Genomic DNA, 22,822 nt, shown 5'->3' on the forward strand with positions numbered 1-22,822 from the left:
ACTGAAGACATTGGGAGACAGCCATGAATAATTCGGGCAAGGCACTGGATGGCGTGCGCATCCTAGATTTCACGCACGTTCAGTCGGGGCCGACCTGCACGCAGTTGCTCGCGTGGTTCGGCGCGGACGTCATCAAGGTGGAGCGCGCGGGCGCCGGAGACATCACGCGCGAGCAGTTGCGCGATATCCCCGACGCCGACAGCCTCTACTTCACGATGCTCAACCACAACAAGCGTTCGATCACCATCGATACGAAGAATCCCGAAGGCAAGAAGGTGCTCGAAACGCTCGTCAAGAAGTGCGACGTGCTGGTCGAGAACTTCGCGCCGGGCGCGCTCGATCGCATGGGCTTTACGTGGGAGCGCATTCAGGAGCTGAACCCGAAGATGATCGTGGCGTCGGTCAAGGGCTTCGGTCCCGGACCGTACGAAGACTGCAAGGTGTACGAGAATGTGGCGCAATGCGCGGGCGGCGCGGCATCGACGACGGGTTTCGACGATGGCCCGCCGGTCGTCACCGGCGCGCAGATTGGCGACTCGGGCACGGGCTTGCACCTCGCGCTCGGGATCGTCACGGCGCTGTATCAGCGCAATGCAACCGGGCGCGGCCAGCGCGTGCTCGCGGCGATGCAGGACGGCGTGCTGAACCTGTGCCGCGTGAAACTGCGCGATCAACAACGGCTCGAACGTACCGGCACGATGAAGGAATATCCGCAGTATCCGAACGGCACATTCGGTGAGGCGGTGCCGCGCGCGGGCAACGCCTCGGGCGGCGGTCAGCCGGGCTGGATTCTCAAGTGCAAGGGTTGGGAGACGGACCCGAACGCGTATATCTACTTCATCACGCAGGCGCCGGTCTGGGGCGAAATCTGCAAGGTGATCGGCAAGGAAGAGTGGATCGACCATCCTGATTACAAGACGGCCAACGCGCGCCTGCCGCATCTGAAGGACATCTTCGCGGAGATCGAGCGCTGGACCATGTCGAAGACCAAGTTCCAGGCCATGGAAATTCTCAACAAACACGACATTCCGTGCGGCCCGATTCTCTCGATGAAGGAAATCGCCGAAGAGCCGTCGCTCAGAAAAACCGGCACCGTCGTCGAAGTGGATCATCCGGTGCGCGGCAAGTATCTGACGGTCGGCAATCCGATCAAACTGTCGGATAGTCCGACTGAAGTCGTGCGCTCGCCGCTGCTTGGCGAACACACCGACGAAGTCATGGCCGAACTCGGCTACTCGCCCGATCAGATCGCGACGCTGAGAAGCCTCGGCGCAATCTAAACGCCTCATTCGATGCCTGTCGCGCCGCCTCCTCGTGAGGCGGCGTGGAGTGGCACGTCCATACGAACGGAGACAAGTCAGATGAACAGCACCGTTGTGCAGGAACGCAATGACTCTTCGACGCAAGTCGCGAACGCTATTCCGCTGCATGCAGCCGATGCGAAACGCCGCGTGGCGGAAGTGTTCGATCGCGTGAAGGCGGAAGGGCGCACGTCGCTCACGGCGCCGGAAGGCAAGCTCGTCTGCGATGCATACGGCATCGCCGTGCCGCGGGAAGGCGTCGCGACGAGCGCGGACGATGCGGCGAAACTCGCGTCGTTCATCGGCTTTCCGGTGGTGCTGAAAATCGTCTCGCCGGAGATTCTGCACAAAACGGAAGCGGGCGGCGTGCTCGTCGGCGTGAAGAACGAAGCCGATGTCAAAGCCGGCTTCGCGACGATCATCGAGAACGCGAAGAACTACGACGCGAACGCCACGGTCCTCGGCGTGCAAGTTCAGCAAATGGTCGGCGCGGGACAGGAGGTGATCATCGGCGCGGTGACCGATCCTTCGTTCGGCAAGCTGATCGCGTTCGGGCTAGGCGGCGTGCTCGTCGAAGTGCTGAAGGACGTGACCTTCCGGCTCGCGCCCGTCACGCGAGACGAAGCCGCCTCAATGCTCGACGGCATTCAGGCGGCTGAAGTGCTGCGCGGCGTGCGGGGAGCGGAGCCGGTGCATCGCGAGAGTCTCGTCACGCTGATCGAGCGCGTGTCGCGCCTCATCGACGACTTCCCGCAAATCTCGGAGATGGACCTGAACCCGGTTTTCGCGAGCCCGAGCGGCGCCGTGGCGGCGGACGTGCGCATCGTGATGGACTTCGAGCCTGCCGCGCCGCGTTACCGGCCGACGCAGGAGCAGATCGTCGCGCAGATGAACCGCATCATGAAGCCAGACGCACTCGCCGTGATTGGCGCGTCGAACGAGGACGGCAAGATCGGCAATTCGGTGATGAAGAACCTCATCAACGGCGGCTACCAGGGCGCGATCTATCCGATCCATCCGAAAGCCGACGAGATCATGGGCCACAAGGCGTACAAGAGCGTGAAGGACGTGCCCGGCGTGATCGATGTCGCGGTGTTCGCCATTCCCGCGAAGTTCGTCGCGCAGGCGCTCGTCGAAGTCGGCGAGAAGCAGATTCCCGGCGCGGTGCTGATTCCTTCGGGCTTCGCGGAGACGGGCAATCACGAAGGCCAGGAAGAACTCGTGCGGATTGCGCGTCAATACGACATTCGCATGATGGGCCCGAACATCTACGGTTTCTACTACACGCCCAAGAATCTCTGCGCGACCTTCTGCACGCCGTATGACGTGAAGGGCAAGGCGGCGCTGTCGTCGCAATCCGGCGGCATTGGCATGGCGATCATCGGCTTTTCGCGTTCGGCGAAGATGGGCGTCTCGGCAATCGTCGGGCTCGGCAACAAGTCGGACATCGATGAAGACGACCTGCTTACGTTCTTCGAGCAGGACGACAACACCGAGATCATCGCGCAACACTGCGAGGATTTGAAAGATGGCCGCGCGTTTGCCGAAGCCGCGAAGCGCGTATCGAAGAAAAAGCCGGTCGTGGTGCTGAAGGCCGGACGCACGAGTCTCGGCGCGCGTGCGGCCAGTTCGCACACCGGCGCGCTCGCGGGCAACGACAAGATCTACGAAGACGTGTTTCAGCAATGCGGCGTGATCCGTGCGCGGTCGCTGCGCGATTTGCTGGAGTTCGCGCGCGGCATTCCCAAATTGCCGACGCCCAAGGGCGAGAACACGGTCATCATCACGGGCGCGGGCGGCTCGGGCGTGTTGCTCTCGGACGCGTGCGTGGACAACGGCCTGTCGCTTATGACCATGCCCGACGATCTCGACGCCGCATTCCGCAAGTTCATTCCGCCGTTCGGCGCGGCGGGCAATCCGGTCGACATCACGGGCGGCGAGCCGCCGACGACCTATAAGAACACGATCAAGCTGGGCCTAGAAGACGAACGCGTCCATTCGATCATCCTCGGCTACTGGCATACCATCATCACGCCGCCGATGGTCTTCGCGAAGCTCGTGATCGAAGTGAAGGAGGAGATGAAGGCGCGCGGTATCGAAAAGCCGATCGTGGCGTCGCTCGCGGGCGACGTGCAAGTGGAGGAGGCGGCGGAGTATCTATACGCGCATGGCGTGCCGGCCTATGCGTATTCGACCGAATTGCCAGTGGCGGTGCTTGGGGCGAAATATAAGTGGGCGCGCGGCGCGGGATTGATCTGAGCAAAGCGGGGCGCTTAGGCGCCCTGCGGCGCCCCTTCCTAATCACACGGACCTTCATAGTGACCACCTGGATTCGTTTTCGCGATGCCGACGGCCGTATTGGCTTCGGCACGCTCGATCCGCACTCCGGCCGCGTCGTGCAGCACGACGGCGCATTGTTCGGGCAAGCACGTCCGACCGACATTTCCTTCGCCGCCGACGACCTCACCCTGCTCGCGCCTTGCGAACCGAGCAAGGTCATCGCGTTGTGGAACAACTACTACGCGTTGTCGCAGAAGCTCGATAAGGCGCCTCCTGCGCATCCGCTCTTTCTGATCAAGCCGCCAATGTCCGTGATCGGGCCGAACGAGTTGATCAAGCGGCCGAAAGTTATCACGGCAAGATTGCGTACGAGGGTGAACTGGGAATCGTGATCGGCAAGACGGTTTCGGGCGCGTCGGTGGAAGAGGCCGAGGCCGCCATTTTCGGCTATACGTGCGTGAACGATGTCACCGCCATTGAACTCTTGCAGGAAGATCCCAACTTCGCGCAATGGTGCCGCTCGAAGGGCTTCGATACCTTCACGTGTCTCGGGCCCGCCATCGTTACGCCAGGCAACGGCTTCGACTGGCGCGCGGCCCACGTGGTCACGACGCTGGACGGCGTCGAGCGTCAAAATTATCCGCTCGACGACATGATCTTTTCGCCCGCCGAGCAGGTCAGCCTGCTGTCGCACGACATGACGCTCGTTCCCGGCGATGTCATCGCGTGCGGTACGTCGATCGGCGTGGGATCGATCAAGGACGGCGCGCGCGTGGAAGTGACGATTCGCGGAATCGGTACTCTGGCGAACACGCTCGCGGCTTGAAGCGGTGTGAGCGGTGTGAGCATCGTGCAGTAAAAAACGGCAAAGCCGACTTGCGGACTTTGCCGTTTTTTCACGCCTGGCGCCATGCGAGATGGCGCCGCGCGTCGATGTCTCAACGATCGCGATTCCACAGCGCGCCGAGCACGAAGCCCACGGTCGCCGCGATCAGCAAACCGTTGATCGGCTGACTCGCCACCGCCACGCGCAATTGATCCACGGTCTCGCCGTAGCTCTGCTGCAGCGAGCCGAGCGCCTGCCGCGTCTTGCCGGCCACTTGCGTTTCCGAGTCGCCCGTAAGCGCGCCAACCGCATCCTGCACCTTGCCCACGACCTGTTGCGCCGCGCCTTCCACTTGATCCTGCACCATGGTGCCTCCCTTCTCGTCTGTAGCGGTTATGGTCAATGTTGCAGCGGGCTGATCTTGCGGCATCCCGGCAACGTCCGAGTGAAACAAGGAGCACGCTTCGTGCCCAAGGTCAGGCTTCGCCGAGTTTATGTTTAACCAGATCGAGCAAATCGTCGATGGAAAGCGGTTTGCGGCGAAACTGCGCGTTGGCGTGTTCCAGCGTGGGCGCATGCGCCGCCGCGCTCATGAGAATCACGGGAACCTGTGCAAGCGAGTCGTTCGCCGCCAGTTCGCGGATGAAGGCAACGCCGTCCATGTGCGGCATCATCCAGTCGGTGATGACGAGGTCGGGCGGATTCGCGCGCGCGGATTCGAGCGCCACGCGCCCGTTCGACGCGGTCGTCACTTCGTAGCCTTCCATTTCGAGAATGAGGCGCCAGGTTGTGAGGATGTCGAATTCGTCGTCGACGACGAGGATTTTTTTCATGCTCGCTGGCCGGGGTCCGACACAGAAAGCGCAGGCGCCAACGACGGATGTCCGGACAGCAGACCCGTCGAGCCGATGAACCCTTCGCTGATATGCAATCCGCGCGAATCGATCGTGAGACGGCGGATCGCCGTATCGTGCGAACCTTCGCGCTGTTTGACCACCGACACCATGCGATACAGCGACGAGTTTGCCTCGACATAGCGCAGGAGCACGATGTTTTCGGTCATCGCGGACGCCCGCAAGGTGGTGGGCGTCGTCGAATCCCCGTAGAGCGGCAACTCTTCCGTCACGAGCGTGGTGACGCCAGCTTCGCGCAGACGGTGCGTGAGCGCGTTCAAGAATAGCCCGAGGCGCTCGGTGCGGTTGGCCGACTGAAAGAAGCCGTCGACGCCATCCACCACGAGCCGCGACGCCTTCGAGCGCTGGATCGACGCAATCAGTTCCGAGGCAAGTTCGTCGATGGCGAGTTCCACGGCGGGATGCCATTCCAGTAGCAAATGGCCGCTATCGACAGCGTCTTTCAGGTCGATGCCGACCGACGCCGCCTTCGCGATCAGCCGCTCCGGCGACTCGTAAAGCCCGAAGTAGACGCACTGCTCGCCGCGCGCCACGCCCGCCTGCAAAAACTTGAGCGCGAGCAGCGTCTTGCCGACGCCGGAGGGCCCGATAAACGTGGTGGTCGAACCCCGCACCACGCCGCCGCCGAGCATCTGATCGAAATCGGGGAAACCGAAGGTAAGACGGCTTTCGAAGTCCGGCACGTCATGCGCATTCGCCGACGATGCTTCGAGTCGCGGGAAGGTCACGAGTCCGTCCGCCGTGATCTTGAAGAAATGCTTACCGAGCAGATGATCGCGCGCGCGCAGCTTATGCACTTCGATCTCCCGTGCGCGGCGCATTCCGGTGTTGTAGCGGTTCAGCTCGATCAAGCCATCGACCAATGTGTGCTCGGGATGCGGCTCGTTGCCGGACAGCGGCGCGAGGATGAGCGTCGTGCAACGCGCGGCGCTCACGAAGGCCGACAACTCGTGGATGAATTGCGAGAGTTCGAGTTCGGTCGAACTGAATTCGCGGGCGCTGCGAAAGCCGTCGATGACCATGAAACGCGGGCGGCTCGTGCGGATGGTCGCCGCGATGAGCGAGAGAAAGCCGGACAGGCCGTCGCGTATCAGTTCGTGGTAACCGCTCACGAACAGCATGCGTTCGGAGATGGCGTCGGCGTCGTAGAACGACATTGCCCGGAGGTGCGACAGCAGCTTCGTGTGCGATTCGGCGATCAGCGTGATGTATAGCACCATGTCGCCCTGGCCCACGCGATGAAAACCGATCTGCGATGAAAGGATCGTCTTTCCCGCGCCCGCCATGCCTTCGATCATGTACAGACCACCTTCGGCGAGACCGCCGCCCAGAATCTCGTCCAGACCTGCCACGCCAGTCGTGACGTTGCCGTCGTTGGGTATGGTCTGTCGGGGCGAAACGGTGGGGAGCTTGTCGTCTTGGGTCATGGAGTGTGCGTTTTACTTGGCGATCCGTTTGAGCGAACGCGAATTATGGCTGACTCCGAGCAACAATGGGATCTTCCGTCGGTCGTGAAAGCCCGTCTGCCTTGGCGCTGGATGGCAACCCATCGATGGGCAGAGGCGCGCGTTGGATTCCCGTTCCTGCAAAAAGGGTGGCGCTAAAGGTTTGAACTCTACTCGTCCGCATTTTTCACGCCCGCTCGTCTTCTCGGGAGTGCATCCCAAAAATAGGACGAAATTGAGAACCTTCTCATGGGCTATGACGCTTGGCCCTGTTGAAATGGCATCCATGCATTAACGAGGGCCGAAGATGGATCGAGGCCTTTTCCGTTCCAGGCGTTACGCGCCGTTTCATTTCAGGTCAGCCATGTCCCGTCCGAACTCGCTTTCAAGCATCGTCACGCTCGCGCTTTGTCTCGTTTCTTCGTTTCCGATTTCAGTTTCATGCGCGAATGCCGGCGAACGGCTGCCCGATTCGCGCATTCTTTCGGCGGCGCCGTTCAATTTTCACGCGGACAAGGAAATCTTCTCGCGCCTACCGGCAAAACCCGTGGATTCGCGCATCTTTTCGCCCAATAAGCCCGAACGCTACAACGGCGATTCGCGAGTGGCACAAACGCGATTCGATCACGCGCAAATGATTTGATTTGGAAGAGTAGAGCGCGCAGGTTGTTCTGGAATTAATCGGATTCTCTGACCATAATCAGATACGCATTAAGCTGGATGCGTAATCCGAATTGAGCAACTTGCCGGCGAAATGTCGCCGAATTGCATGACGTCGATGGTCGCAACAGTCGTTCAGATGGCGCACGCTTCGGTGATTAATGAGATGCGAAGCGGGATGTCGATTTTTGGGAATTGTCCCTGCGGTAAGTTCTTAAGCCGTTGCTAGAATCGCGGCGGCTTTCGGTCGTTTCAAGATCGCGATACCGAACTTCATCTATTTCTCAAAACGGGCTTATTCGCGCTTTCGCAATTCAGGCGCTGAAATAAGCGGAAATCCCGTCAATTGCCAACAGGCGCTCTGCTTACTCATTCAATATGTTCAACAAGACCATTGCCACTATTCTCGCGAGCGTCGCCGTTCTTGCCGCTTGCTCGTCCACGTCCAGTCCTGCGACCAGTCTTGCGTCCAGTCCCACGTTCAATCTCAGCGAAATTCAGACGTCGAACGGCCAAAAGGCTTTCCGCGCCGAATGCTACGGCTTGTTCGAAGGCGGCAGCCAATGCATGGCCGCCGCGCAGAAGGCATGCGGCAACCAGCCGGTGAACCCGCTCCAGAACGTCGCGGGAACGAAGACACCGGACAATGCCTCCGAGCTGATTTTTGTCTGCGGTGCACCGGCACAGCTCGTGCAGCCGGCGGCTGCGGAACCCGCGCCGCCAGCGGTGGTGGATACGGCGACCGTCGCGCCGGTCGCGCCGGCCGCACGCAAGATTTCCCTCGACGAAAAGACGAACTTCGACTTCAACAGCGCCCATTTGACGCCGAAGGCCAAAGCCTCGCTCGATCAGATCATCTCGGAAGGACGCGGCACGACGTTCTCGTCTGTCAGCATCGAAGGACATACGGACTCTGTTGGCTCCGCGCCGTATAACCTGGCGTTGTCCCAGCGTCGCGCGGAGTCGGTGCTCGAATACCTCAAGAGCCACGGTCTGAAGGCGAACGAGTTCTCCATGAAGGGCTTCGGCAAGTCTGTTCCAGTGGCATCGAACGCGACGAGTCAGGGTCGCGCCGAGAATCGCCGTGTGGAAGTGACGCTCAATCCGTAAGCTAGACGCTGTCGAAGAAAAAGCTCGCGAGCCGAAAGGACCGCGAGCTTTTTTTCGTCGATACGCGCCGAAAGGATCAGAACAACAGCAGTTGCTCGCGCCCGCGTCCGCCTTCCAGCGTCAGCAGGTGACGCTTGCGCGCAACGCCGCCCGCGTAACCTGTGAGTTCGCCATCGCCGCCGATCACCCGATGACACGGCACGATGATCGACACCGGATTGCGCCCATTCGCGCCGCCGACCGCGCGCGATGCGCCTGCGGGCAAGCCAAGACGGCGTGCGAGATCGCCGTAAGTCCAGGCTTCGCCGAAAGGAATCTGACGCAGCGTGTCCCAGACTTGTTTTTGGAACGCGGTGCCGTCGAGCCGCAGCGCCACCGAAAACACCTCGCGCGCGCCCCGGAAATACTCGTCGACTTGCTCGCGCGCCTCGGCGATCACGCGCGGCACGCGCGCCGATGCGCGTGGCTCGTGCGATAAACCGTCCGGGCAATACTTCTGCCCGACAAAGAAAAGCCCGGTCAGGCAATCGCCTTCCGCGCGAAACAAAATGGGCCCGAGCGGGCTCGGGCTAACGTGGCTTTCGATCACGTCGCGTCTTCTCGCGTCCCGTTTCAGACGAACGGATTATCCGCCGTGCCGCCGGGCGCGGTCGGCTCGTCGGCAAGCTTCGCGGGCAGCGCCTTGTCTTTTTGAAGAACATCGACGATAGCCCCGAGCGCCTTGTACAACGCCTGCGCGGCGGCGAGCCCCGCCTGATCGCGTGCGATGGTGAGGTCGCCGCTCACCGACACACGCATGGTGCCGTTCTGGATGTTGATCGCGTCGCCCGCGATGTTCATCACGTCGGTATCGTTGGCAAATGGTTTAAACACCGCTCAGTCCTCCAATTCGTTTGTCTTTCAGTGCGTCGGGGATGCCGGGAAACGCGAGACCGCTCATGGCTTCCAGTTCGCGCACGGTTTTCATCGTATAGGTATTGGTCGGCACATTATCGACGACGACCACGAACGCGATTTGCCGCTTCGGCAAATAGACCACCTTGTACAACTGCGTCGGCACGAACACGCGCGACTCGCCGATGGTCTGCAACTGCCGCCCTGAAAAGAGCGGGCCGGTCACGACATAGGCATCGCCGGATTCTTCGGTCAGCCTGCGTACCGCTTGCTCGATGCGCGACCAGATGCGCCGGTTGTTCGACGGATCCTGCGGCACGATGTTCGCAAGCGAGAACGATTCGGCCATGCCTTGCTTGCTGGCTCGATCGCCCGCCGGGCTCATGTGGCCGCGATCGTAGCCGCTCCTTTTGTAGTCGTCGAGTTGCGCGCTGTCGCCGGCCGGCAGCCGCTTGTCGACGAAAAAGCGATTGGTGCGCGTGTTGTTTTTCGCGTCATCGACGCTCTGCGCGGTCAAATGCTCCGCCGACCAGAGCGGCCCGTGCGTGACGCCGGAATGCAGCAGTGCGAAATCGGTATAGCAGATTTCCTGCGTGGACGCGCGCATCTTCTGATTGACGACGACGGGCGCGCGGCCGCCCGGACTGAACTGCGGACAGTCGCTCGCGACCGCCGCGACCGACGCGGCGCCTAGAAGCGCGACGACGAATGCCTTGATGCGTACTTGCATGCTGAGTATGAAGATCCGTGCTGATGCGTGAGAACTCGCCGCCTGATGGTCAGCCGTTCGGCTTAAGCCGGGCGAATCGAGGCCGCAGAGTATAAGGCAGTGCAGTGCACATGGAACGGAAGAAATTCATCCACGCTAGAATGCGTCGGCTCGGGCCGCGCCGTAGGCGAAGGCCGCATCGAAACGAATGGAAGGAAGCCAATGAACGCCAAGCGCCGCAAGCTCGATATCGCGCGAAACCTGCTGCTGTCGCTCGTCTCGTGTTGCACGATGTTCACCGCGAGCCAAGCTCACGCGCAAGACGCGCCCGCCAACGATGGCCCAGCATACGGACCTGAACTGCAAGGCTTCGACTATCCTTATCCGGTCGCGCGGTTCTCCATTTCGTCGCAACGGCAGGTCGTCCAGATGGCCTATATGGATGTGCATCCCGCGCATCCCAATGGCCGCACGGCCGTGCTTCTGCATGGCAAGAACTTCTGCGCGGCGACGTGGAAAAAGACCATCGATACCTTGAGCGAAGCCGGGTATCGCGTGGTCGCGCCGGACCAGATCGGCTTTTGCAAGTCCACCAAACCAACGCGTTATCAGTACAGCTTCCAGCAGCTCGCGCGCAATACGCATGCGCTGCTTGCGGCGCTTGGCGTTACGCATCCCACGTTGATCGCGCATTCGACGGGCGGCATGATCGCGGTGCGTTATGCGCTGATGTACCCGCGCGAGACCGAGCAACTCGTGCTCGTGAATCCCATTGGTCTGGAAGACTGGAAGGCGAAGGGCGTGCCGTCCATTTCCATCGACGACTGGTATGCGCGCGAGCTCAAGACCACGGCCGACGGCATCCGCAGCTACGAGACCAGCACGTATTACGCGGGGCATTGGAGCGCGGACTACGAACCGTGGGTGCAGATGCTTGCGGGAATGTATCGCGGACCGGGGAAAGATGCGGTCGCGTGGAACTCGGCGTTGCTGTACGACATGATCTATACGCAGCCTGTCGTCTATGAGTTCGATCAGTTACGAACCCCGACGCTGCTGATGATCGGCGATAAGGACACGACGGCCATCGGCAAGGATCTGGCGCCGCCGGAGATTCGCCCGACGCTGGGCCGATATCCTGAGCTGGCGAAGCTTGCACAGCAGCGGATCGAGGGCGCGAAGCTCGTCGAGTTTGCCGAGCTCGGTCATGCGCCGCAGATGCAGGACCCGGTGGCGTTTCACAAGGCGTTGTTGGAGGGCATGGCGGCGTTGAAGGCGAAGGCGGATTGAGTCAGGCCATCCACTCCACGTCAATCCACGCACGATCTCCGCTCGATTGCTGGCAACTGCACCAGCAACGTAATGGCGCGCGCGATCATCAAGATGGCGAGCGCGAGCCACAATCCGTGGTTGCCGAACCAGCCGTTCAGCAACCACGCGGCAAATAGAAAGATGCCAAGCGATACAGCCGTCGACACCATCAACTCCCGCGTGCGCGTCGCGCCGATAAACACGCCATCGAGCTGAAAGCTGATGACCGATGCAAGCGGCATCACCACGGCCCAAGGCAAGAAGCGCAGCGCGGCGGCACGCACGTCCCGCTGATCCGTGAGCTGGCCGATGATCCACTCGCCCGCGAGCCAATAAACGAGCGAAAAGCCCGCCGCGCCGATCGCCGACCACAGCATCGTCACCTTCACGGCCTGGCGAAACGCGTGGCGGTCGCGCGCGCCCGTGGCCGCGCCGACCAGCGCTTCGGCGGCGTGCGCGAAGCCATCGAGTCCGAAGGCCATGAAGGTCTGGAAGTTGAGCAGGACGGCGTTGGCCGCGAGGATCGCATCGCCTTGACGCGCGCCCATGTGGGCGAACCATCCATACGATCCGAGCAGGCACAGCGTGCGAATGAAGATGTCGCGATTGAGCGCGACGAGGCGCTTCATCGCGCGCGCGTCCAGCAGCGCGCGCAGCGCGAGCGCCGGAAGTCCATGTGGACGCAAACGCCAGAGAATCGCAAGACCGAGCGCGAAGCCGAAAAAATCCGCAGCTGCCGTGGCCGCACCGATGCCCGAAATACCCCAGCCGAAGCGATACACGAATAGCAGGACCGCCACGACATTGACCACGTTGATGAACACTTGTGTGACGAGCGCGAGCCGCACGCGCTGGCAGCCGAGCAACATCCCGAGCACGACGTAGTTGCCAAGCGCGAAGGGCGCGGCCCAGATGCGCGCATGGCAGTAGGCGCTGGCCGTGCTCTGGACAGCCGCGCTACCGCCGAGCGCGGCGAGCGCATAACGGATGATCGGCACCTGTAACGCCAGTACCGCCATGCCGATGAAGAGCGCGAGCAGCATCGCCCGCAATACGCTTGCGCGCAGGGCAAGCGCATCGTCTGCACCGAACGCCTGCGCGACGAGGCCCGTCGTGCCCATGCGCAAAAAGCCGAAGCTCCAGAACACGAAGCTGAACACGAGCCCGCCGAGCGCGACGCCGCCAATATATTGCGGTCCGTCGAGATGACCGGCGACGGCGGTATCGACCGCGCCTAGAATCGGTTGCGTAAGATTTGCGAGGACGATGGGAAACGCGAGCGTCAGCACGCGCTTGTGCCAGTGCACCGGCACGGCGGCCGGATGCTCGATATTGTTGGGAGCGTTCAATTGCAGGGCGAGGTGAGCAAGAGGCGTCATTGTGCCGTGTCAGGGCGACGCTTGCTGCCGAAGCAGCCGATAATGCGCGTCGAACCCGCTGCCCGACTGTTCATGAAAACTCTTCTGCTTTATGTCGTGACGGCCATCGCGGAGATCGCCGGTTGCTACTTTCCGTATCGATGGCTGAAGCTCGATGGCTCGCCCTGGCTAATCGTGCCCGGCGCGCTTTCGCTTGCGTTGTTCGCGTGGCTCCTCACGCTGCACGATGCGGCTGCAGGGCGTGTCTATGCGGCGTATGGCGGCGTGTATATCGGTGTGGCGATCGCATGGCTGTGGGCCGTGGATCGCATCCGGCCGACAACGTGGGACGTGACGGGCGCGGTCATTGCGCTCGCGGGAATGGCGGTCATCGCGTTCCAGCCGCGCGTCTGATTCAGCGTGGCGCTCGGCGCGTCACGCTTCCAGCGCCAGCAACGCAAACGTGGCGAGCCAATGTTCGCCCATGTAGTCGCCCGCCACGTGCGCGATGCCCGCCGCCAGATGCTCGTCGGCGCTCGCGTCGAGCACGCCGATGCGCGCATCGCCCGCAGGCAGCGCCCGCGCGATGGTCCGCTGACACCACGCGCGGCTCAGGTTCAGGCCGTCGAGATGCGCGAGCTTGCCGTCGCTGCGATCGGTGACGGTGGCCGGCACGAAGAGCGTCGCGGGTTCGCGCACGGCAAGACGCGGCAAGAAGCGTTCGAGCCAGCCGTTGAACGATGCATCGGGCAACACGTGGCGCATCAGCACGGCTTCCATCAGCGACGGCGAGAGGAATTCGTCGCCGGCCGGTTCCCACGCCTGACAGGCTTCGTCATTGGCGAACCAGCGCGTGGCCGTATCGACGAGAAGGCGCTCGAAATCGCCATCACGAACCACACGTGCATAACCAAGCGCCAGCGTCAGCGCGAACGCCATGTTGAAATGCGTGCCGACTCGCAGCGGATACGTCGACTTCGGCAGGAATTCGACGAAGCGCGCGACGAAGGCATCCGCAAGCGGTTGCAGCGTACGGGCCCAGCGCGCGCCTTCCTCGGTGTGCATCGAGCGCAATTGGCCCGCGAGCGCGAGCAGCCACGCCCAGCCGTAGGGCCGTTCGAAACCGCGCGCCGCCGGGCGTTCGAGGTAGGCGACTTCGGCGGCGACGTTGGCATCGGTGAAATGTTCGTCGATGACCGAGCGAATGCGCGCGGCTTCGGGTAGCGCGGGAAAGCGGTCGACGAGACGCGCAAGCAGCCAATAGCCATGCACGCACGAATGCCAGTCGAAGCTGCCATAGAAGACGGGATGCAGCGCGCGCGGGCTTTGCACGTCCGCTGCGCTCGCCATGACGTGATCGAGCTTGTTGGGATACTCGCGCGTGAGATGACCCAGCGCGACTTGCGCGAATTTCGACGCCAACGCGTCGTTCAGCACGATAAGGCGCGGCATGTTCATACGAAACTCCAATGATGGACGAGCGAGACTTTATCGATAAATCCGCGGCGCCGTGTTCGATAAGGGAAATTCCCTAACCCGTGGCCACGCCGGGAAACATGCAAATGGCGTAAGCCGCGCGAAGGCTTTGGCGACAAGCCGCGTCGGCTGAAAGCATAAAGATGGATGCCGCCTTTGTCGCGCGCCGCATTGGGGAAATCACAATCATCTTTGCGCGCTTTTCCGCGAATCGTCGTATAAACTTGCGCCCGAACGCCGCAGAGCGATTCGCCCCGGCAGTGTCGAGCCGGCCGATCAAACGCCGAGACCAGGAACAGACTACCCATGAACGACATTCCCGCCTACACCGCTGAAGATACCCGTCGCCGCGTATTCGCGATCGTCGGGGCATCGTCGGGCAATCTCGTCGAATGGTTCGACTTCTATATCTATTCGTTCCTTGCGCTGTATTTCTCGGCGGCCTTCTTCCCGAGCGGCAATCCGACCACGCAATTGTTGAATACCGCGGGCGTGTTCGCGGCGGGCTTTCTCATGCGCCCGATCGGCGGGTGGCTCTTCGGCCGTATCGCCGACAAACACGGCCGCCGCAACGCAATGATGATTTCCGTGCTAATGATGTGCGGCGGCTCGCTCGTCATCACCTTTCTGCCGACGTATTCGAGCATCGGCGCGTGGGCGCCGTTCTTTCTGCTGATCGCGCGGCTCTTCCAGGGCTTGTCAGTCGGCGGCGAGTACGGCACGAGCGCAACCTATATGAGCGAGGTGGCGCTGCGCGGCCGTCGCGGTTTCTTCGCATCGTTTCAATATGTGACGCTGATCGGCGGGCAGCTGGCCGCGCTGCTCGTGCTGGTCATCCTTCAGATGTTTCTCTCGACCGAAGAGCTCAAGGCGTGGGGCTGGCGCGTGCCGTTTTTCGTCGGCGCTTGCGCGGCGCTGATCTCGCTTTTTCTGCGTCGTTCGCTCGAAGAAACCACGACCGCCGAATCGCGGCAACGCAAGGAAGCGGGCACTTTGCGCGGCCTGATGCAGCACAAGGGCGCGTTCATGACCGTGGTCGGCTTCACGGCGGGCGGATCGCTGATCTTTTATACGTTCACCACGTACATGCAGAAATATCTGGTCAATACGGCGGGCATGCACGCCAAGACGGCCAGTAACGTGATGACGGGCGCATTGTTCGTCTACATGATCATGCAGCCGCTTTTCGGCGCGCTGTCGGACCGCATCGGGCGTCGTCAGTCGATGCTTTGGTTCGGCGCGCTCGCCACGCTCTGCACGGTGCCGCTGCTGCACGCGTTGCGCGACGTGACGAGCCCGTTCATGGCGTTCGTTCTGGTGGTGGCCGCGCTTGCCATCGTCAGCTTTTATACGTCGATCAGCGGTCTCATCAAGGCGGAGATGTTTCCGCCCGAAGTGCGCGCGCTGGGCGTCGGGCTGTCGTACGCCGTCGCTAATGCGGTGTTCGGCGGATCGGCGGAATATGTGGCGTTGTGGCTGAAGTCGGCGGGCAGCGAATCGGCGTTCTATTGGTATGTCACCGCCATGTGCGCCGTCTCGCTTGTCGTAACTTGGCGCATGCTCGATCCGAGCAAGGTGGGCTATTTGCGCAACGAGCCTTAATATAGTGGCCGCGACGGGTTGGCAAGCGCTCTTTGCGTGGCCTGTCGTGTTCCAGTCGTAATCACCGGCGCCATTAGCGCGGACCCTTATGTCCGCCGGGCTTGCCGATCAAGGTAGTATGGTGTTTGATGCGGTATGAATCTGCAGGTGAAGCGCGCCCCACGGCGCACGGACGCAAGAAGCGCAAGCCGGAAGCGCTGGCGCGCGACTCGAACGCGCGCATTGTCGACATGCGCCTTTGGGTGCATCGGTCAGCCGGGAGCCCTTTCATGGAAGATTTCGATGAAACGCTATTCGTCGTCTGGCGAGCCAACCTGAATGTTCTGGTGGGTTCGCCGGGCGGCGCTGCGCGACTCGCGCGGATGATGAGCTTCTCGCCTTCGCTGATGAAGCTCATCGTCGCGGGTCAGCGCGACTTCAACGAGGAATTCGTGCGCGGTATCGAGCTCGTGACGGGCTTGCCGCCGCACTGGATGGACGAGCGCCGCAACCCCGCCGAAGTGCCTTCCGGCGTGCAACGCGCGCTCGACGAAGAAGCGCCCGTCGCGGTGTTCCGCGGCACGGCGCATCCCGCGCCCAAGCGTTCCGTGTTGCGCGGTCCCGATCCGCTGTTGTCGCAAACGGAAGCAACGCGCCGCGTGGCCGATCTCGCGCAGCAGCAGGCGGAAGCCAATCGTCGCGATCTTTTGTTTCGCAAAAATCGCGAACTGCTGTCGCAGGATTTGCGTCGGCTGGAACGCCAGCTAGGTTTGCTGCAAGTCGAGCCAATGCTGCCCAAGGCCGATGAACTCATCGCCTCCGACCGCATGAGCGAAGCGGCGAAGGCGGACCTTTCCGGCCGTCTCGAACAGATCGACAAGCATGTGAAGTTGCTGCATCAGCACGTCGACAAACTGGTGACGCTCCTTTCGACTCCGGATGAACCGGGTCCGAACGATCCCCTCTGAATCTTACTTAGCCCGCTTGCGTTCCTCGTTGTCTTCCGGCTCGGCGTCCACGGCAATCGGATCGCTCGCCGGGAAGGTCTCATCCAGCGCTTCGTCGAGCAACTCCTCTTCGTGGGTGTGCGTCGCGGGTTCGTCGGGCCGTGCTTTCGTCATGATGCGCTCCGTGGGCAATTCTTCGACGTCTCAATATAGCAGCGTCGATATCCGCGCGCTCTCAGCGTGCGCGGCGATAATCCGCCGGCCGCACGCCCGTCCATTTTCTGAAAGCGCGCCTGAAAGCGCTCGGTTCCGCAAAGCCGAGCGCGCTCGCAATCTGAGCGATGGTCTCGTCGGTATCCGCAAGACGCGAGAGCGCCAGATCGCGGCGTAGCGCGTCCCTGATGGTTCGATACGTCAGCCCTTCCTGTGCGAGACGCCGACGCAAGGTGGCCTGCGCAATGTTCAATTCCGCCGCCATGCGGTCCGCCTCGGGCCAGTCGGCCGACGCGGTCTGCCGCAAGCGCCGCCGAATGCGCGCCGCGAGCGATTCCGAATTCCGATACTTGACGATGAAGTTCGCGGGCGCGTCGCGCAGAAAGCGCCTGATCGTGGCGGTTGTCTGCACGACGGGCAGCGCGGCGCATTCGGGCGATAAATCGACGAATGAACGCGGCGCGTCGAAACGAAGGGTGTCGCAGAACATCAGCCGGTATTCGTCGCTATCCGCTGGTTCCTCGCAACGAAAATCGGCCGCAAGCACCGGAATGCGTCGCCCGACGAGCCAGCACAACAATCCATAGACGAGGATGAAGCCGGTCGCGCAGGCGAACATGCTCTTGGGCTCGCGTTCGCCGTGGCCGTCGTTCAGCCAGAGGCGCACGCGCGTCGCGCCGATATCCGGCTCAAACGATAAGTCGTCCAGCACGAGCCGCATGAATCCGGCGATGCGCCCGAGCGCCTGTGCGCCGTCGCGCGCGCTCAACGCGGCGTGCGACATCAGCACGAAGCTGCCGCGCCGCATCGGGTGTGCGTCCTGGCCGAGGAACTCGTCGTCGAGCGCGTCGGCGACGGCGTGCCACAGGCGGCCGTACTGCGCGGGCGTGACGCGCGCATGCGGCGTGTCGAGCAGCGCGGGCGCGATCTGCGCGGCGTCGAGCAGCATCGCGCGATCGACGCCGCGTGCTTGTGCGCAGCGCAAGGCTGCGTCGACGAGACTCGCGGCGATCGAATCCCGTTCGATGTCCTTCGTGGATGTTGGGGTTGTCACTAGGTGGCCAAAGCGCTCAGTTAGCGTGATCGTTTCAGGCATCGGCTAATGTCCGGCGATTGCCTAGACTCGTGCACACGCCACGCGCGCCGCGCATGGTCGAGGCATGACTTGCAACGCGCCGCAGCGCCGTTTCCGAAAGACGCGGCGAGCAAGTTTATCCGATCGCTTCAGGCACCTTCTACGGGCTCCAACCATGATCGACAGTTTTCTTACCGAAGAGCAGCGCATGATTCGCGACGCCGCGCGTCAGTTCGCGACCGAAGTGCTTGCGCCGAACGCGGGTCAGTGGGACCGGGACGGCGCGTTGCCCGACGCCGTCGTGCGGCAACTCGGCGAACTGGGTTTGCTCGGCATGATCGTGCCTGCGGAACTCGGCGGCACGTTCAGCGACTACACCGCCTATGCGCTCGCGATGGAAGAAATCGCGGCGGGCTGCGCGTCCTGCGCCACGTTGATGAGTGTGCACAACTCGGTCGGCTGCGGCCCGATCCTCGCTTTCGGCACCGACGCGCAGAAGACCGAATGGCTGCCGAAGCTCGCGAGCGGCGAAGTGATCGGCGCGTTCTGCCTCACCGAACCGCAGGCGGGCTCGGAAGCGAACAATCTGCGCGTGCGCGCAACCGAGCGCGACGGCAAATGGGTGCTTTCGGGCAACAAGCAGTTCGTGACCAATGGCAAGCGCGCGGGCGTGGCTATCGTCTTCGCCGTGACCGATCCCGAACTCGGCAAGCGCGGCATATCGGCGTTCATCGTACCGACCGGCACGCCTGGCTTCAATGTCGGGCCGCCAGAGCACAAGCTCGGCATTCGCGCATCGGATACCTGCGCCATCACCTTCGACGATTGCGCGATTCCCGCTGCGAACCTGCTCGGCAAGCGCGGCGAAGGACTCAAGATCGCGTTGTCGAATCTGGAAGGCGGGCGCATTGGCATTGCGGCGCAAGCGCTCGGCATCGCGCGCGCGGCCTTCGACGCGGCGCGCGCCTACGCCCACGATCGCAGCCAGTTCGGCAAGCCGATTCTCGAGCATCAGTCGGTCGCGAACATGCTCGCCGACATGCACACGCAACTAAACGCCGCGCGCCTGCTGGTGCTGCACGCGGCGCGCATGCGCACCGAGGGCATTGCGTGTTTGTCGGAGGCTTCGCAGGCGAAGCTGTACGCGTCCGAGATGGCGGAGCGCGTCTGTTCGCATGCCATCCAGATTCACGGCGGCTATGGCTATCTGCAGGACTATCCGGTGGAACGGCATTATCGCGATGCACGCATCACGCAGATTTACGAAGGAACCAGCGAAGTGCAGCGCATGGTGATCGCGCGTCAGCTCTGAAACCGGCTTTCAAGCGCGCGCCGCACGGGGCAATCAAAACAATCACGGAGACGAAATGAACCCGGCAGAGCCTTTCATCGAAGCACGCGACTTTTTGCTGCGACATCGCACCGATTACGACACCGCGTATCGCGAGTTTCAGTGGCCGGCGCTTAGTCGTTTCAACTGGGCGCTCGATTATTTCGATCCGATGGCGCGCGGCAACCATGCGGCCGCGTTGCATATCGTCAACGAAGGTGGCGGCGACACGCGTCTTTCATTCGCGCAGATGAGCGAGCGTTCGGCGCGCGTCGCCAACCATTTGCGCGCGCTGAACGTCACGCGCGGCGAGCGTATCTTGTTGATGCTGCCGAACCGAGTCGAGTTGTGGGAGACCATGCTCGGCGCGATGAAGCTCGGCGCTATCGTGCTGCCCGCGACCACGCAACTCGCGCCTGCCGACTTGCGCGACCGCATCGCGCTTGGACGCGTGCAACACGTGATCGTCGATGCGGGCGAGACGCACAAGTTCGAAGGCATCGACGTGACGGGACTGCGTATCGCCGTGGGCGAGCCGCGCGATGGCTGGCTTGCCTACGACGCGGCCTACGAAGCGTCGCCGGACTTTGCCGCAGATGGCGAAACGAACGCCAGCGATCCCTATTTGCTCTACTTCACTTCGGGCACGACGTCGAAGCCCAAGCTCGTCGCGCATACGCACGAGAGCTATCCGGTCGGGCATCTTTCGACGATGTACTGGATCGGCCTGCAACCCGGCGACGTGCACTGGAACATCAGCTCGCCGGGCTGGGCGAAGCACGCGTGGAGCTGCTTTTTCGCGCCGTGGAATGCACAGGCTTGCGTCTTCATCTACAACTTCAGCCGCTTCGATGCGGCGCGCACGCTCGATGCGCTCGTGCAATACGACATCACCACGTTATGCGCGCCGCCGACCGTGTGGCGCATGCTGGTGCAAGAGCCGCTGGCGTCCTACGCGGTGAAGCTGCGGGAGATCGTCGGGGCGGGCGAGCCGCTCAATCCCGAGGTCGTCGAGCGCGTGCACACGGCGTGGGGCGTGCCTATCCGCGATGGCTACGGCCAGACTGAAACCACCGCGCAGATCGCCAATACGCCGGGTCAGCGGGTTGCGCCGGGGTCGATGGGACGTCCGCTGCCCGGTTACCGCGTGGCGCTGCTCGATCCAGATGGCGCGCTCGCCGACGAAGGCGAGATCGCGCTGGTGCTGAATCCGCCGCCGCTCGGCCTGATGACCGGTTACGCCGATAACCCGACCGCCACCGAAAACGCGATGCGCGGCGGCTTCTATCGCACCTCGGACGTCGCCTCGCGCGGCGCGGATGGCTACTTCGTCTACGTCGGCCGCGCGGACGACGTGTTCAAATCTTCGGACTATCGGCTGAGTCCGTTCGAGCTGGAGAGCGTGTTGATCGAACACGAGGCGATCGCGGAAGCTGCTGTCGTGCCGAGTCCGGACCCGTTACGGCTCTCCGTGCCGAAGGCGTTCGTTACCCTGCGACACGGCTTCGCAGTCGGACCGGAACTGGCGCGAAGCGTGTTCGCGTTTTCGCGCGAGCGGCTCTCGCCATATAAACGCATTCGAAGAATCGAATTCGCCGAGTTGCCGAAAACCATCTCGGGCAAGATTCGGCGCGTCGATCTTCGTCGACAGGAAGCCGCTCGCACCAACACTGCGGTGCGCGGCGAGTTCGAATTTTGGGAAGAGGATTTTCCGGAGCTTCGCCAGACAAAATGATTTCGCCGAACATTTCTCCTGACGTAATCGCAAGCAAATGTAAACAGCGCGAACCGTCAATTTGTCTGAAGGTCGAACCGAGCCTGTTCGATCATCGGACGAGTCAAATGGAGGAACGCAACATGGTGAAGCGCTCGTTGAGGTTTGCGCTACTGGCGGCTGGTCTGACAGGAGCGCTTGTCGCGCCGGTCGCATCCAACGCGCAAATCAACCTGCAACAGTTCGGATTCGGCAGCGGCAAGTCGGATGTGTCGGACAGCGCGGGCACGCAGTCGTCGGGATTGGGTTCGCTAGTGCAAAGCTATCTCGGCGCGAATCAACAGGTGTTGAGCGGACAATCGAATCTTGCTTCGGCCATGGGAATGTCCGGCGTCGCGAGTCAGGCGCAGTCGGCGGCGGGATTGCTGTCGAGCGCGTCGGGGAGCGGCGGCGTGCCGAGCGGCAGTGCGCTGTCGCAGCTTGGCGGTACGCAGCAAAGCGTGTCGCAATCGCTGATTCAGGCTTTTTCCAGTGGATCGACCACGCCGCCGACGGCCGCGAGCAAGCAAACTTTCACGGATGGGCTAGCTTCGCTGGGTCAGGGCGTCAAGCAATACGCGGGGCTGCAATCGAATCTGAGTTCGGTCAAGAATTCGATGAACGTGTCCTCGCTCATGCAGGCCGGCTCGAATCCTGGCACGGCGCAGGCGGCAACGTATATCGCGCAATCGGCGCCGGGGCAGTTGCAATCGCTGATGCAGACGCTTACGCAGGCTGTGCAGTACGCGAAGACCAATAATATTGCCGTGCCGTCCATCGCGACGTCGGCGTTGAGTCTGGTGCAGTAACTTCGGAAGTGCCCACGAAAAAGCGGCGAGGCTTTCAGGCCTCGCCGCTTTATTTGCTTCCCGAATTGGCTCACCGGTGTATCCCGTGAGAGCTCACCCGTGTTTCCGAAGCGCGCTCGTCGCGCACCGAACGGCTCCGAGTACAACGAAATTCAGTTCATTGCCGCGCGCCGCAACGACAGGCGGGTAAGAACCGCCGGGAGAGTCTGCGCCTGTTGCGCCCTGGAAGGCATCAACGGCGGCAGATAAGAGATGTCGGTCACGTCGGCGAGGCGACTGCGCGGGTCCGCATCGAGCACTTCGATAGCTGCGGGTTCGACCAGCTCGGCTTCGACCTTGGCGACGTCGTCGACCTTGATGCCGAGCGAGCGCCGAACATCCACGGCGCGCACACGTACATCGAAACCCGCCGCGTGGATGACGCGCTCACGCGTTTTCCAATACTGCAGCGCGCTGGGCGTCATTTTGTGCATCGACACGTATTCAAATACGATCTGATAACCGCGAACGTGCGGATAATTCATAAGTAACTGACCCGAGCGAATATAACGGTTATAGCCGTCTATTTTCCGCGTCAGCAAATCCTCATGCATTTTTTCATCGTGCCAGTCGCATTCATCGAATATCCCGACATACACGCGCTTGAGCAAGGAATTCACTCCGATGTAGTCGATGACGTCCACGTCGCGCAGAGACATGGTCATTCCCCTACGCCCTGAGAGGGCAAGTATCAAAGAAGTGCATTGTAGCGGAATATGTCTCTTTAATTCACAGCGAAACATTGTGTGTTTGCTTGCGTATTCTCAAATTAATCAGAGTCCTAAGCCATT

The 22,822-nt window shown here is 62.0% G+C and carries 23 protein-coding genes and 1 pseudogene; 12 read left to right on the forward strand and 12 right to left on the reverse strand.

Going from position 1 to position 22,822, the window contains the following annotated elements; translation table 11 throughout:
* Nucleotides 1-23: 23 nt before the first annotated feature.
* The 3 genes and pseudogenes from frc to QCE79_RS25350 all read left to right on the forward strand — a co-directional run bounded on the left by frc (nucleotide 24) and on the right by QCE79_RS25350 (nucleotide 4,407).
* Nucleotides 24-1,280, forward strand: coding sequence for a formyl-CoA transferase (gene frc / locus QCE79_RS25340; RefSeq protein WP_244829248.1), 1,257 nt, complete (start codon nucleotides 24-26; stop codon nucleotides 1,278-1,280).
* 81 nt (nucleotides 1,281-1,361) lie between these two features.
* Nucleotides 1,362-3,560: an acetate--CoA ligase family protein gene (locus QCE79_RS25345; protein WP_309848530.1), complete on the forward strand. Its 2,199-nt coding sequence runs from the start codon at nucleotides 1,362-1,364 to the stop codon at nucleotides 3,558-3,560.
* A gap of 59 nt (nucleotides 3,561-3,619) precedes the next feature.
* Nucleotides 3,620-4,407, forward strand: a pseudogene (locus tag QCE79_RS25350) (fumarylacetoacetate hydrolase family protein).
* 112 nt (nucleotides 4,408-4,519) lie between these two features.
* Here QCE79_RS25350 and QCE79_RS25355 read toward each other — a convergent pair.
* The 3 genes from QCE79_RS25355 to QCE79_RS25365 form a co-directional block, all read right to left on the reverse strand.
* Nucleotides 4,520-4,774, reverse strand: a complete 255-nt coding sequence (locus QCE79_RS25355) for a CsbD family protein (RefSeq protein WP_244829251.1) — start codon at nucleotides 4,772-4,774, stop codon at nucleotides 4,520-4,522.
* Nucleotides 4,775-4,883: 109 nt separating this feature from the next.
* Nucleotides 4,884-5,240, reverse strand: a complete 357-nt coding sequence (locus tag QCE79_RS25360) for a response regulator (protein WP_244829252.1) — start codon at nucleotides 5,238-5,240, stop codon at nucleotides 4,884-4,886.
* The gene (locus tag QCE79_RS25365; protein ID WP_309848533.1) at nucleotides 5,237-6,748 is read right to left on the reverse strand and encodes an ATPase domain-containing protein; all 1,512 of its coding nucleotides are present in this window, start codon (nucleotides 6,746-6,748) and stop codon (nucleotides 5,237-5,239) included. The genes QCE79_RS25360 and QCE79_RS25365 overlap by 4 nt, the downstream gene beginning before the upstream one ends.
* A 382-nt stretch (nucleotides 6,749-7,130) precedes the next feature.
* Here QCE79_RS25365 and QCE79_RS25370 point away from each other — a divergent pair, with 382 nt between their 5' ends.
* Both QCE79_RS25370 and QCE79_RS25375 read left to right on the forward strand, forming a co-directional pair.
* Complete coding sequence (locus QCE79_RS25370; protein WP_309848536.1) at nucleotides 7,131-7,409, forward strand: hypothetical protein; 279 nt, start codon at nucleotides 7,131-7,133, stop codon at nucleotides 7,407-7,409.
* A 395-nt stretch (nucleotides 7,410-7,804) separates the two neighbouring features.
* Nucleotides 7,805-8,536, forward strand: a complete 732-nt coding sequence (locus tag QCE79_RS25375; protein WP_309848540.1) for an OmpA family protein — start codon at nucleotides 7,805-7,807, stop codon at nucleotides 8,534-8,536.
* A gap of 76 nt (nucleotides 8,537-8,612) precedes the next feature.
* On the opposite strand, the gene QCE79_RS25380 is transcribed toward QCE79_RS25375, so the two are convergent.
* From QCE79_RS25380 to QCE79_RS25390, 3 genes are read right to left on the reverse strand one after another with little or no spacing between them, the layout of a single operon-like run.
* Nucleotides 8,613-9,125, reverse strand: coding sequence for a methylated-DNA--[protein]-cysteine S-methyltransferase (locus QCE79_RS25380; RefSeq protein WP_309848544.1), 513 nt, complete (start codon nucleotides 9,123-9,125; stop codon nucleotides 8,613-8,615).
* A gap of 23 nt (nucleotides 9,126-9,148) precedes the next feature.
* A complete protein-coding gene (locus QCE79_RS25385; RefSeq protein ID WP_309848546.1) occupies nucleotides 9,149-9,409 on the reverse strand; it encodes a hypothetical protein in 261 nt (86 codons plus the stop codon).
* Nucleotides 9,402-10,160, reverse strand: coding sequence for a DNA/RNA non-specific endonuclease (locus tag QCE79_RS25390; protein WP_250493629.1), 759 nt, complete (start codon nucleotides 10,158-10,160; stop codon nucleotides 9,402-9,404). Before QCE79_RS25390 ends, QCE79_RS25385 begins: the two co-directional genes overlap by 8 nt.
* Nucleotides 10,161-10,361: 201 nt before the next feature.
* On the opposite strand from QCE79_RS25390, the gene QCE79_RS25395 reads away from it, so the two are divergent.
* Nucleotides 10,362-11,429, forward strand: a complete 1,068-nt coding sequence (locus QCE79_RS25395; protein ID WP_404989414.1) for an alpha/beta fold hydrolase — start codon at nucleotides 10,362-10,364, stop codon at nucleotides 11,427-11,429.
* 20 nt (nucleotides 11,430-11,449) lie between these two features.
* Here the strand turns inward: QCE79_RS25395 and QCE79_RS25400 are convergent, their stop codons facing one another.
* Complete coding sequence (locus QCE79_RS25400) at nucleotides 11,450-12,829, reverse strand: MATE family efflux transporter (RefSeq protein WP_309848549.1); 1,380 nt, start codon at nucleotides 12,827-12,829, stop codon at nucleotides 11,450-11,452.
* A 72-nt stretch (nucleotides 12,830-12,901) separates the two neighbouring features.
* Between QCE79_RS25400 and QCE79_RS25405 the strand changes: the two genes are divergently transcribed.
* Nucleotides 12,902-13,222: a YnfA family protein gene (locus QCE79_RS25405; protein ID WP_250510256.1), complete on the forward strand. Its 321-nt coding sequence runs from the start codon at nucleotides 12,902-12,904 to the stop codon at nucleotides 13,220-13,222.
* Between the two features lie 21 nt (nucleotides 13,223-13,243).
* Here QCE79_RS25405 and QCE79_RS25410 read toward each other — a convergent pair whose 3' ends face one another.
* Nucleotides 13,244-14,260 (reverse strand): DUF2891 domain-containing protein, encoded by a 1,017-nt coding sequence (locus tag QCE79_RS25410; RefSeq protein WP_404989437.1) that lies wholly within the window; start codon nucleotides 14,258-14,260, stop codon nucleotides 13,244-13,246.
* A 2-nt stretch (nucleotides 14,261-14,262) separates the two neighbouring features.
* Nucleotides 14,263-14,592 carry a hypothetical protein gene (locus tag QCE79_RS25415; protein WP_250493626.1) on the reverse strand — a complete coding sequence of 110 codons (330 nt, stop codon included), beginning with the start codon at nucleotides 14,590-14,592 and terminating at the stop codon, nucleotides 14,263-14,265.
* Between QCE79_RS25415 and QCE79_RS25420 the strand changes: the two genes are divergently transcribed.
* The gene (locus QCE79_RS25420) at nucleotides 14,591-15,886 is read left to right on the forward strand and encodes an MFS family transporter (protein ID WP_309848554.1); all 1,296 of its coding nucleotides are present in this window, start codon (nucleotides 14,591-14,593) and stop codon (nucleotides 15,884-15,886) included. The two genes, QCE79_RS25415 and QCE79_RS25420, sit on opposite strands and share 2 nt — an antisense overlap.
* Before the next feature lie 269 nt (nucleotides 15,887-16,155).
* The gene (locus QCE79_RS25425; RefSeq protein ID WP_250467421.1) at nucleotides 16,156-16,833 is read left to right on the forward strand and encodes a hypothetical protein; all 678 of its coding nucleotides are present in this window, start codon (nucleotides 16,156-16,158) and stop codon (nucleotides 16,831-16,833) included.
* A 3-nt stretch (nucleotides 16,834-16,836) separates the two neighbouring features.
* Here QCE79_RS25425 and QCE79_RS25430 read toward each other — a convergent pair whose 3' ends face one another.
* Both QCE79_RS25430 and QCE79_RS25435 read right to left on the reverse strand, forming a co-directional pair.
* Entirely contained in the window at nucleotides 16,837-16,986 is a 150-nt protein-coding gene (locus QCE79_RS25430) for a hypothetical protein (RefSeq protein WP_244829264.1), read from the reverse strand.
* 61 nt (nucleotides 16,987-17,047) lie between these two features.
* Nucleotides 17,048-18,121 (reverse strand): AraC family transcriptional regulator, encoded by a 1,074-nt coding sequence (locus tag QCE79_RS25435; protein WP_404989415.1) that lies wholly within the window; start codon nucleotides 18,119-18,121, stop codon nucleotides 17,048-17,050.
* Nucleotides 18,122-18,278: 157 nt separating this feature from the next.
* Here QCE79_RS25435 and QCE79_RS25440 point away from each other — a divergent pair, with 157 nt between their 5' ends.
* From QCE79_RS25440 to QCE79_RS25450, 3 genes are all read left to right on the forward strand, one after another.
* Entirely contained in the window at nucleotides 18,279-19,412 is a 1,134-nt protein-coding gene (locus QCE79_RS25440) for an acyl-CoA dehydrogenase family protein (protein ID WP_309850568.1), read from the forward strand.
* 55 nt (nucleotides 19,413-19,467) lie between these two features.
* A complete protein-coding gene (locus QCE79_RS25445; protein ID WP_309848561.1) occupies nucleotides 19,468-21,165 on the forward strand; it encodes an AMP-binding protein in 1,698 nt (565 codons plus the stop codon).
* A 107-nt stretch (nucleotides 21,166-21,272) separates the two neighbouring features.
* On the forward strand, nucleotides 21,273-21,992 hold the full coding sequence (locus QCE79_RS25450; RefSeq protein WP_404989416.1) for a hypothetical protein: 720 nt from the start codon (nucleotides 21,273-21,275) through the stop codon (nucleotides 21,990-21,992).
* A 152-nt stretch (nucleotides 21,993-22,144) separates the two neighbouring features.
* On the opposite strand, the gene QCE79_RS25455 is transcribed toward QCE79_RS25450, so the two are convergent.
* Nucleotides 22,145-22,774 carry a DUF6572 domain-containing protein gene (locus QCE79_RS25455; protein WP_309848564.1) on the reverse strand — a complete coding sequence of 210 codons (630 nt, stop codon included), beginning with the start codon at nucleotides 22,772-22,774 and terminating at the stop codon, nucleotides 22,145-22,147.
* Between the last annotated feature and the right edge of the window lie 48 nt (nucleotides 22,775-22,822).

Origin of the sequence: Caballeronia sp. LZ003 (assembly GCF_031451465.1) — a bacterium.
GTDB lineage: Bacteria > Pseudomonadota > Gammaproteobacteria > Burkholderiales > Burkholderiaceae > Caballeronia.

What these genes read in the sequence shown, in the direction of transcription:
- QCE79_RS25445 (WP_309848561.1), top strand. Translation starts at nt 19,468, where the DNA reads ATGAACCCGGCAGAGCCTTTCATCGAAGCACGCGACTTTTTGCTGCGA.
- QCE79_RS25435 (WP_404989415.1), bottom strand. Translation starts at nt 18,121, where the DNA reads ATGCCTGAAACGATCACGCTAACTGAGCGCTTTGGCCACCTAGTGACA.
- QCE79_RS25430 (WP_244829264.1), bottom strand. Translation starts at nt 16,986, where the DNA reads ATGACGAAAGCACGGCCCGACGAACCCGCGACGCACACCCACGAAGAG.
- QCE79_RS25420 (WP_309848554.1), top strand. Translation starts at nt 14,591, where the DNA reads ATGAACGACATTCCCGCCTACACCGCTGAAGATACCCGTCGCCGCGTA.
- QCE79_RS25400 (WP_309848549.1), bottom strand. Translation starts at nt 12,829, where the DNA reads ATGACGCCTCTTGCTCACCTCGCCCTGCAATTGAACGCTCCCAACAAT.
- QCE79_RS25370 (WP_309848536.1), top strand. Translation starts at nt 7,131, where the DNA reads ATGTCCCGTCCGAACTCGCTTTCAAGCATCGTCACGCTCGCGCTTTGT.
- QCE79_RS25355 (WP_244829251.1), bottom strand. Translation starts at nt 4,774, where the DNA reads ATGGTGCAGGATCAAGTGGAAGGCGCGGCGCAACAGGTCGTGGGCAAG.
- QCE79_RS25360 (WP_244829252.1), bottom strand. Translation starts at nt 5,240, where the DNA reads ATGAAAAAAATCCTCGTCGTCGACGACGAATTCGACATCCTCACAACC.
- QCE79_RS25450 (WP_404989416.1), top strand. Translation starts at nt 21,273, where the DNA reads ATGGAGGAACGCAACATGGTGAAGCGCTCGTTGAGGTTTGCGCTACTG.
- QCE79_RS25405 (WP_250510256.1), top strand. Translation starts at nt 12,902, where the DNA reads ATGAAAACTCTTCTGCTTTATGTCGTGACGGCCATCGCGGAGATCGCC.
- frc (WP_244829248.1), top strand. Translation starts at nt 24, where the DNA reads ATGAATAATTCGGGCAAGGCACTGGATGGCGTGCGCATCCTAGATTTC.
- QCE79_RS25410 (WP_404989437.1), bottom strand. Translation starts at nt 14,260, where the DNA reads ATGCCGCGCCTTATCGTGCTGAACGACGCGTTGGCGTCGAAATTCGCG.
- QCE79_RS25395 (WP_404989414.1), top strand. Translation starts at nt 10,362, where the DNA reads ATGAACGCCAAGCGCCGCAAGCTCGATATCGCGCGAAACCTGCTGCTG.
- QCE79_RS25375 (WP_309848540.1), top strand. Translation starts at nt 7,805, where the DNA reads ATGTTCAACAAGACCATTGCCACTATTCTCGCGAGCGTCGCCGTTCTT.
- QCE79_RS25390 (WP_250493629.1), bottom strand. Translation starts at nt 10,160, where the DNA reads ATGCAAGTACGCATCAAGGCATTCGTCGTCGCGCTTCTAGGCGCCGCG.
- QCE79_RS25415 (WP_250493626.1), bottom strand. Translation starts at nt 14,592, where the DNA reads ATGGGTAGTCTGTTCCTGGTCTCGGCGTTTGATCGGCCGGCTCGACAC.
- QCE79_RS25425 (WP_250467421.1), top strand. Translation starts at nt 16,156, where the DNA reads ATGGAAGATTTCGATGAAACGCTATTCGTCGTCTGGCGAGCCAACCTG.
- QCE79_RS25455 (WP_309848564.1), bottom strand. Translation starts at nt 22,774, where the DNA reads ATGTTTCGCTGTGAATTAAAGAGACATATTCCGCTACAATGCACTTCT.
- QCE79_RS25345 (WP_309848530.1), top strand. Translation starts at nt 1,362, where the DNA reads ATGAACAGCACCGTTGTGCAGGAACGCAATGACTCTTCGACGCAAGTC.
- QCE79_RS25365 (WP_309848533.1), bottom strand. Translation starts at nt 6,748, where the DNA reads ATGACCCAAGACGACAAGCTCCCCACCGTTTCGCCCCGACAGACCATA.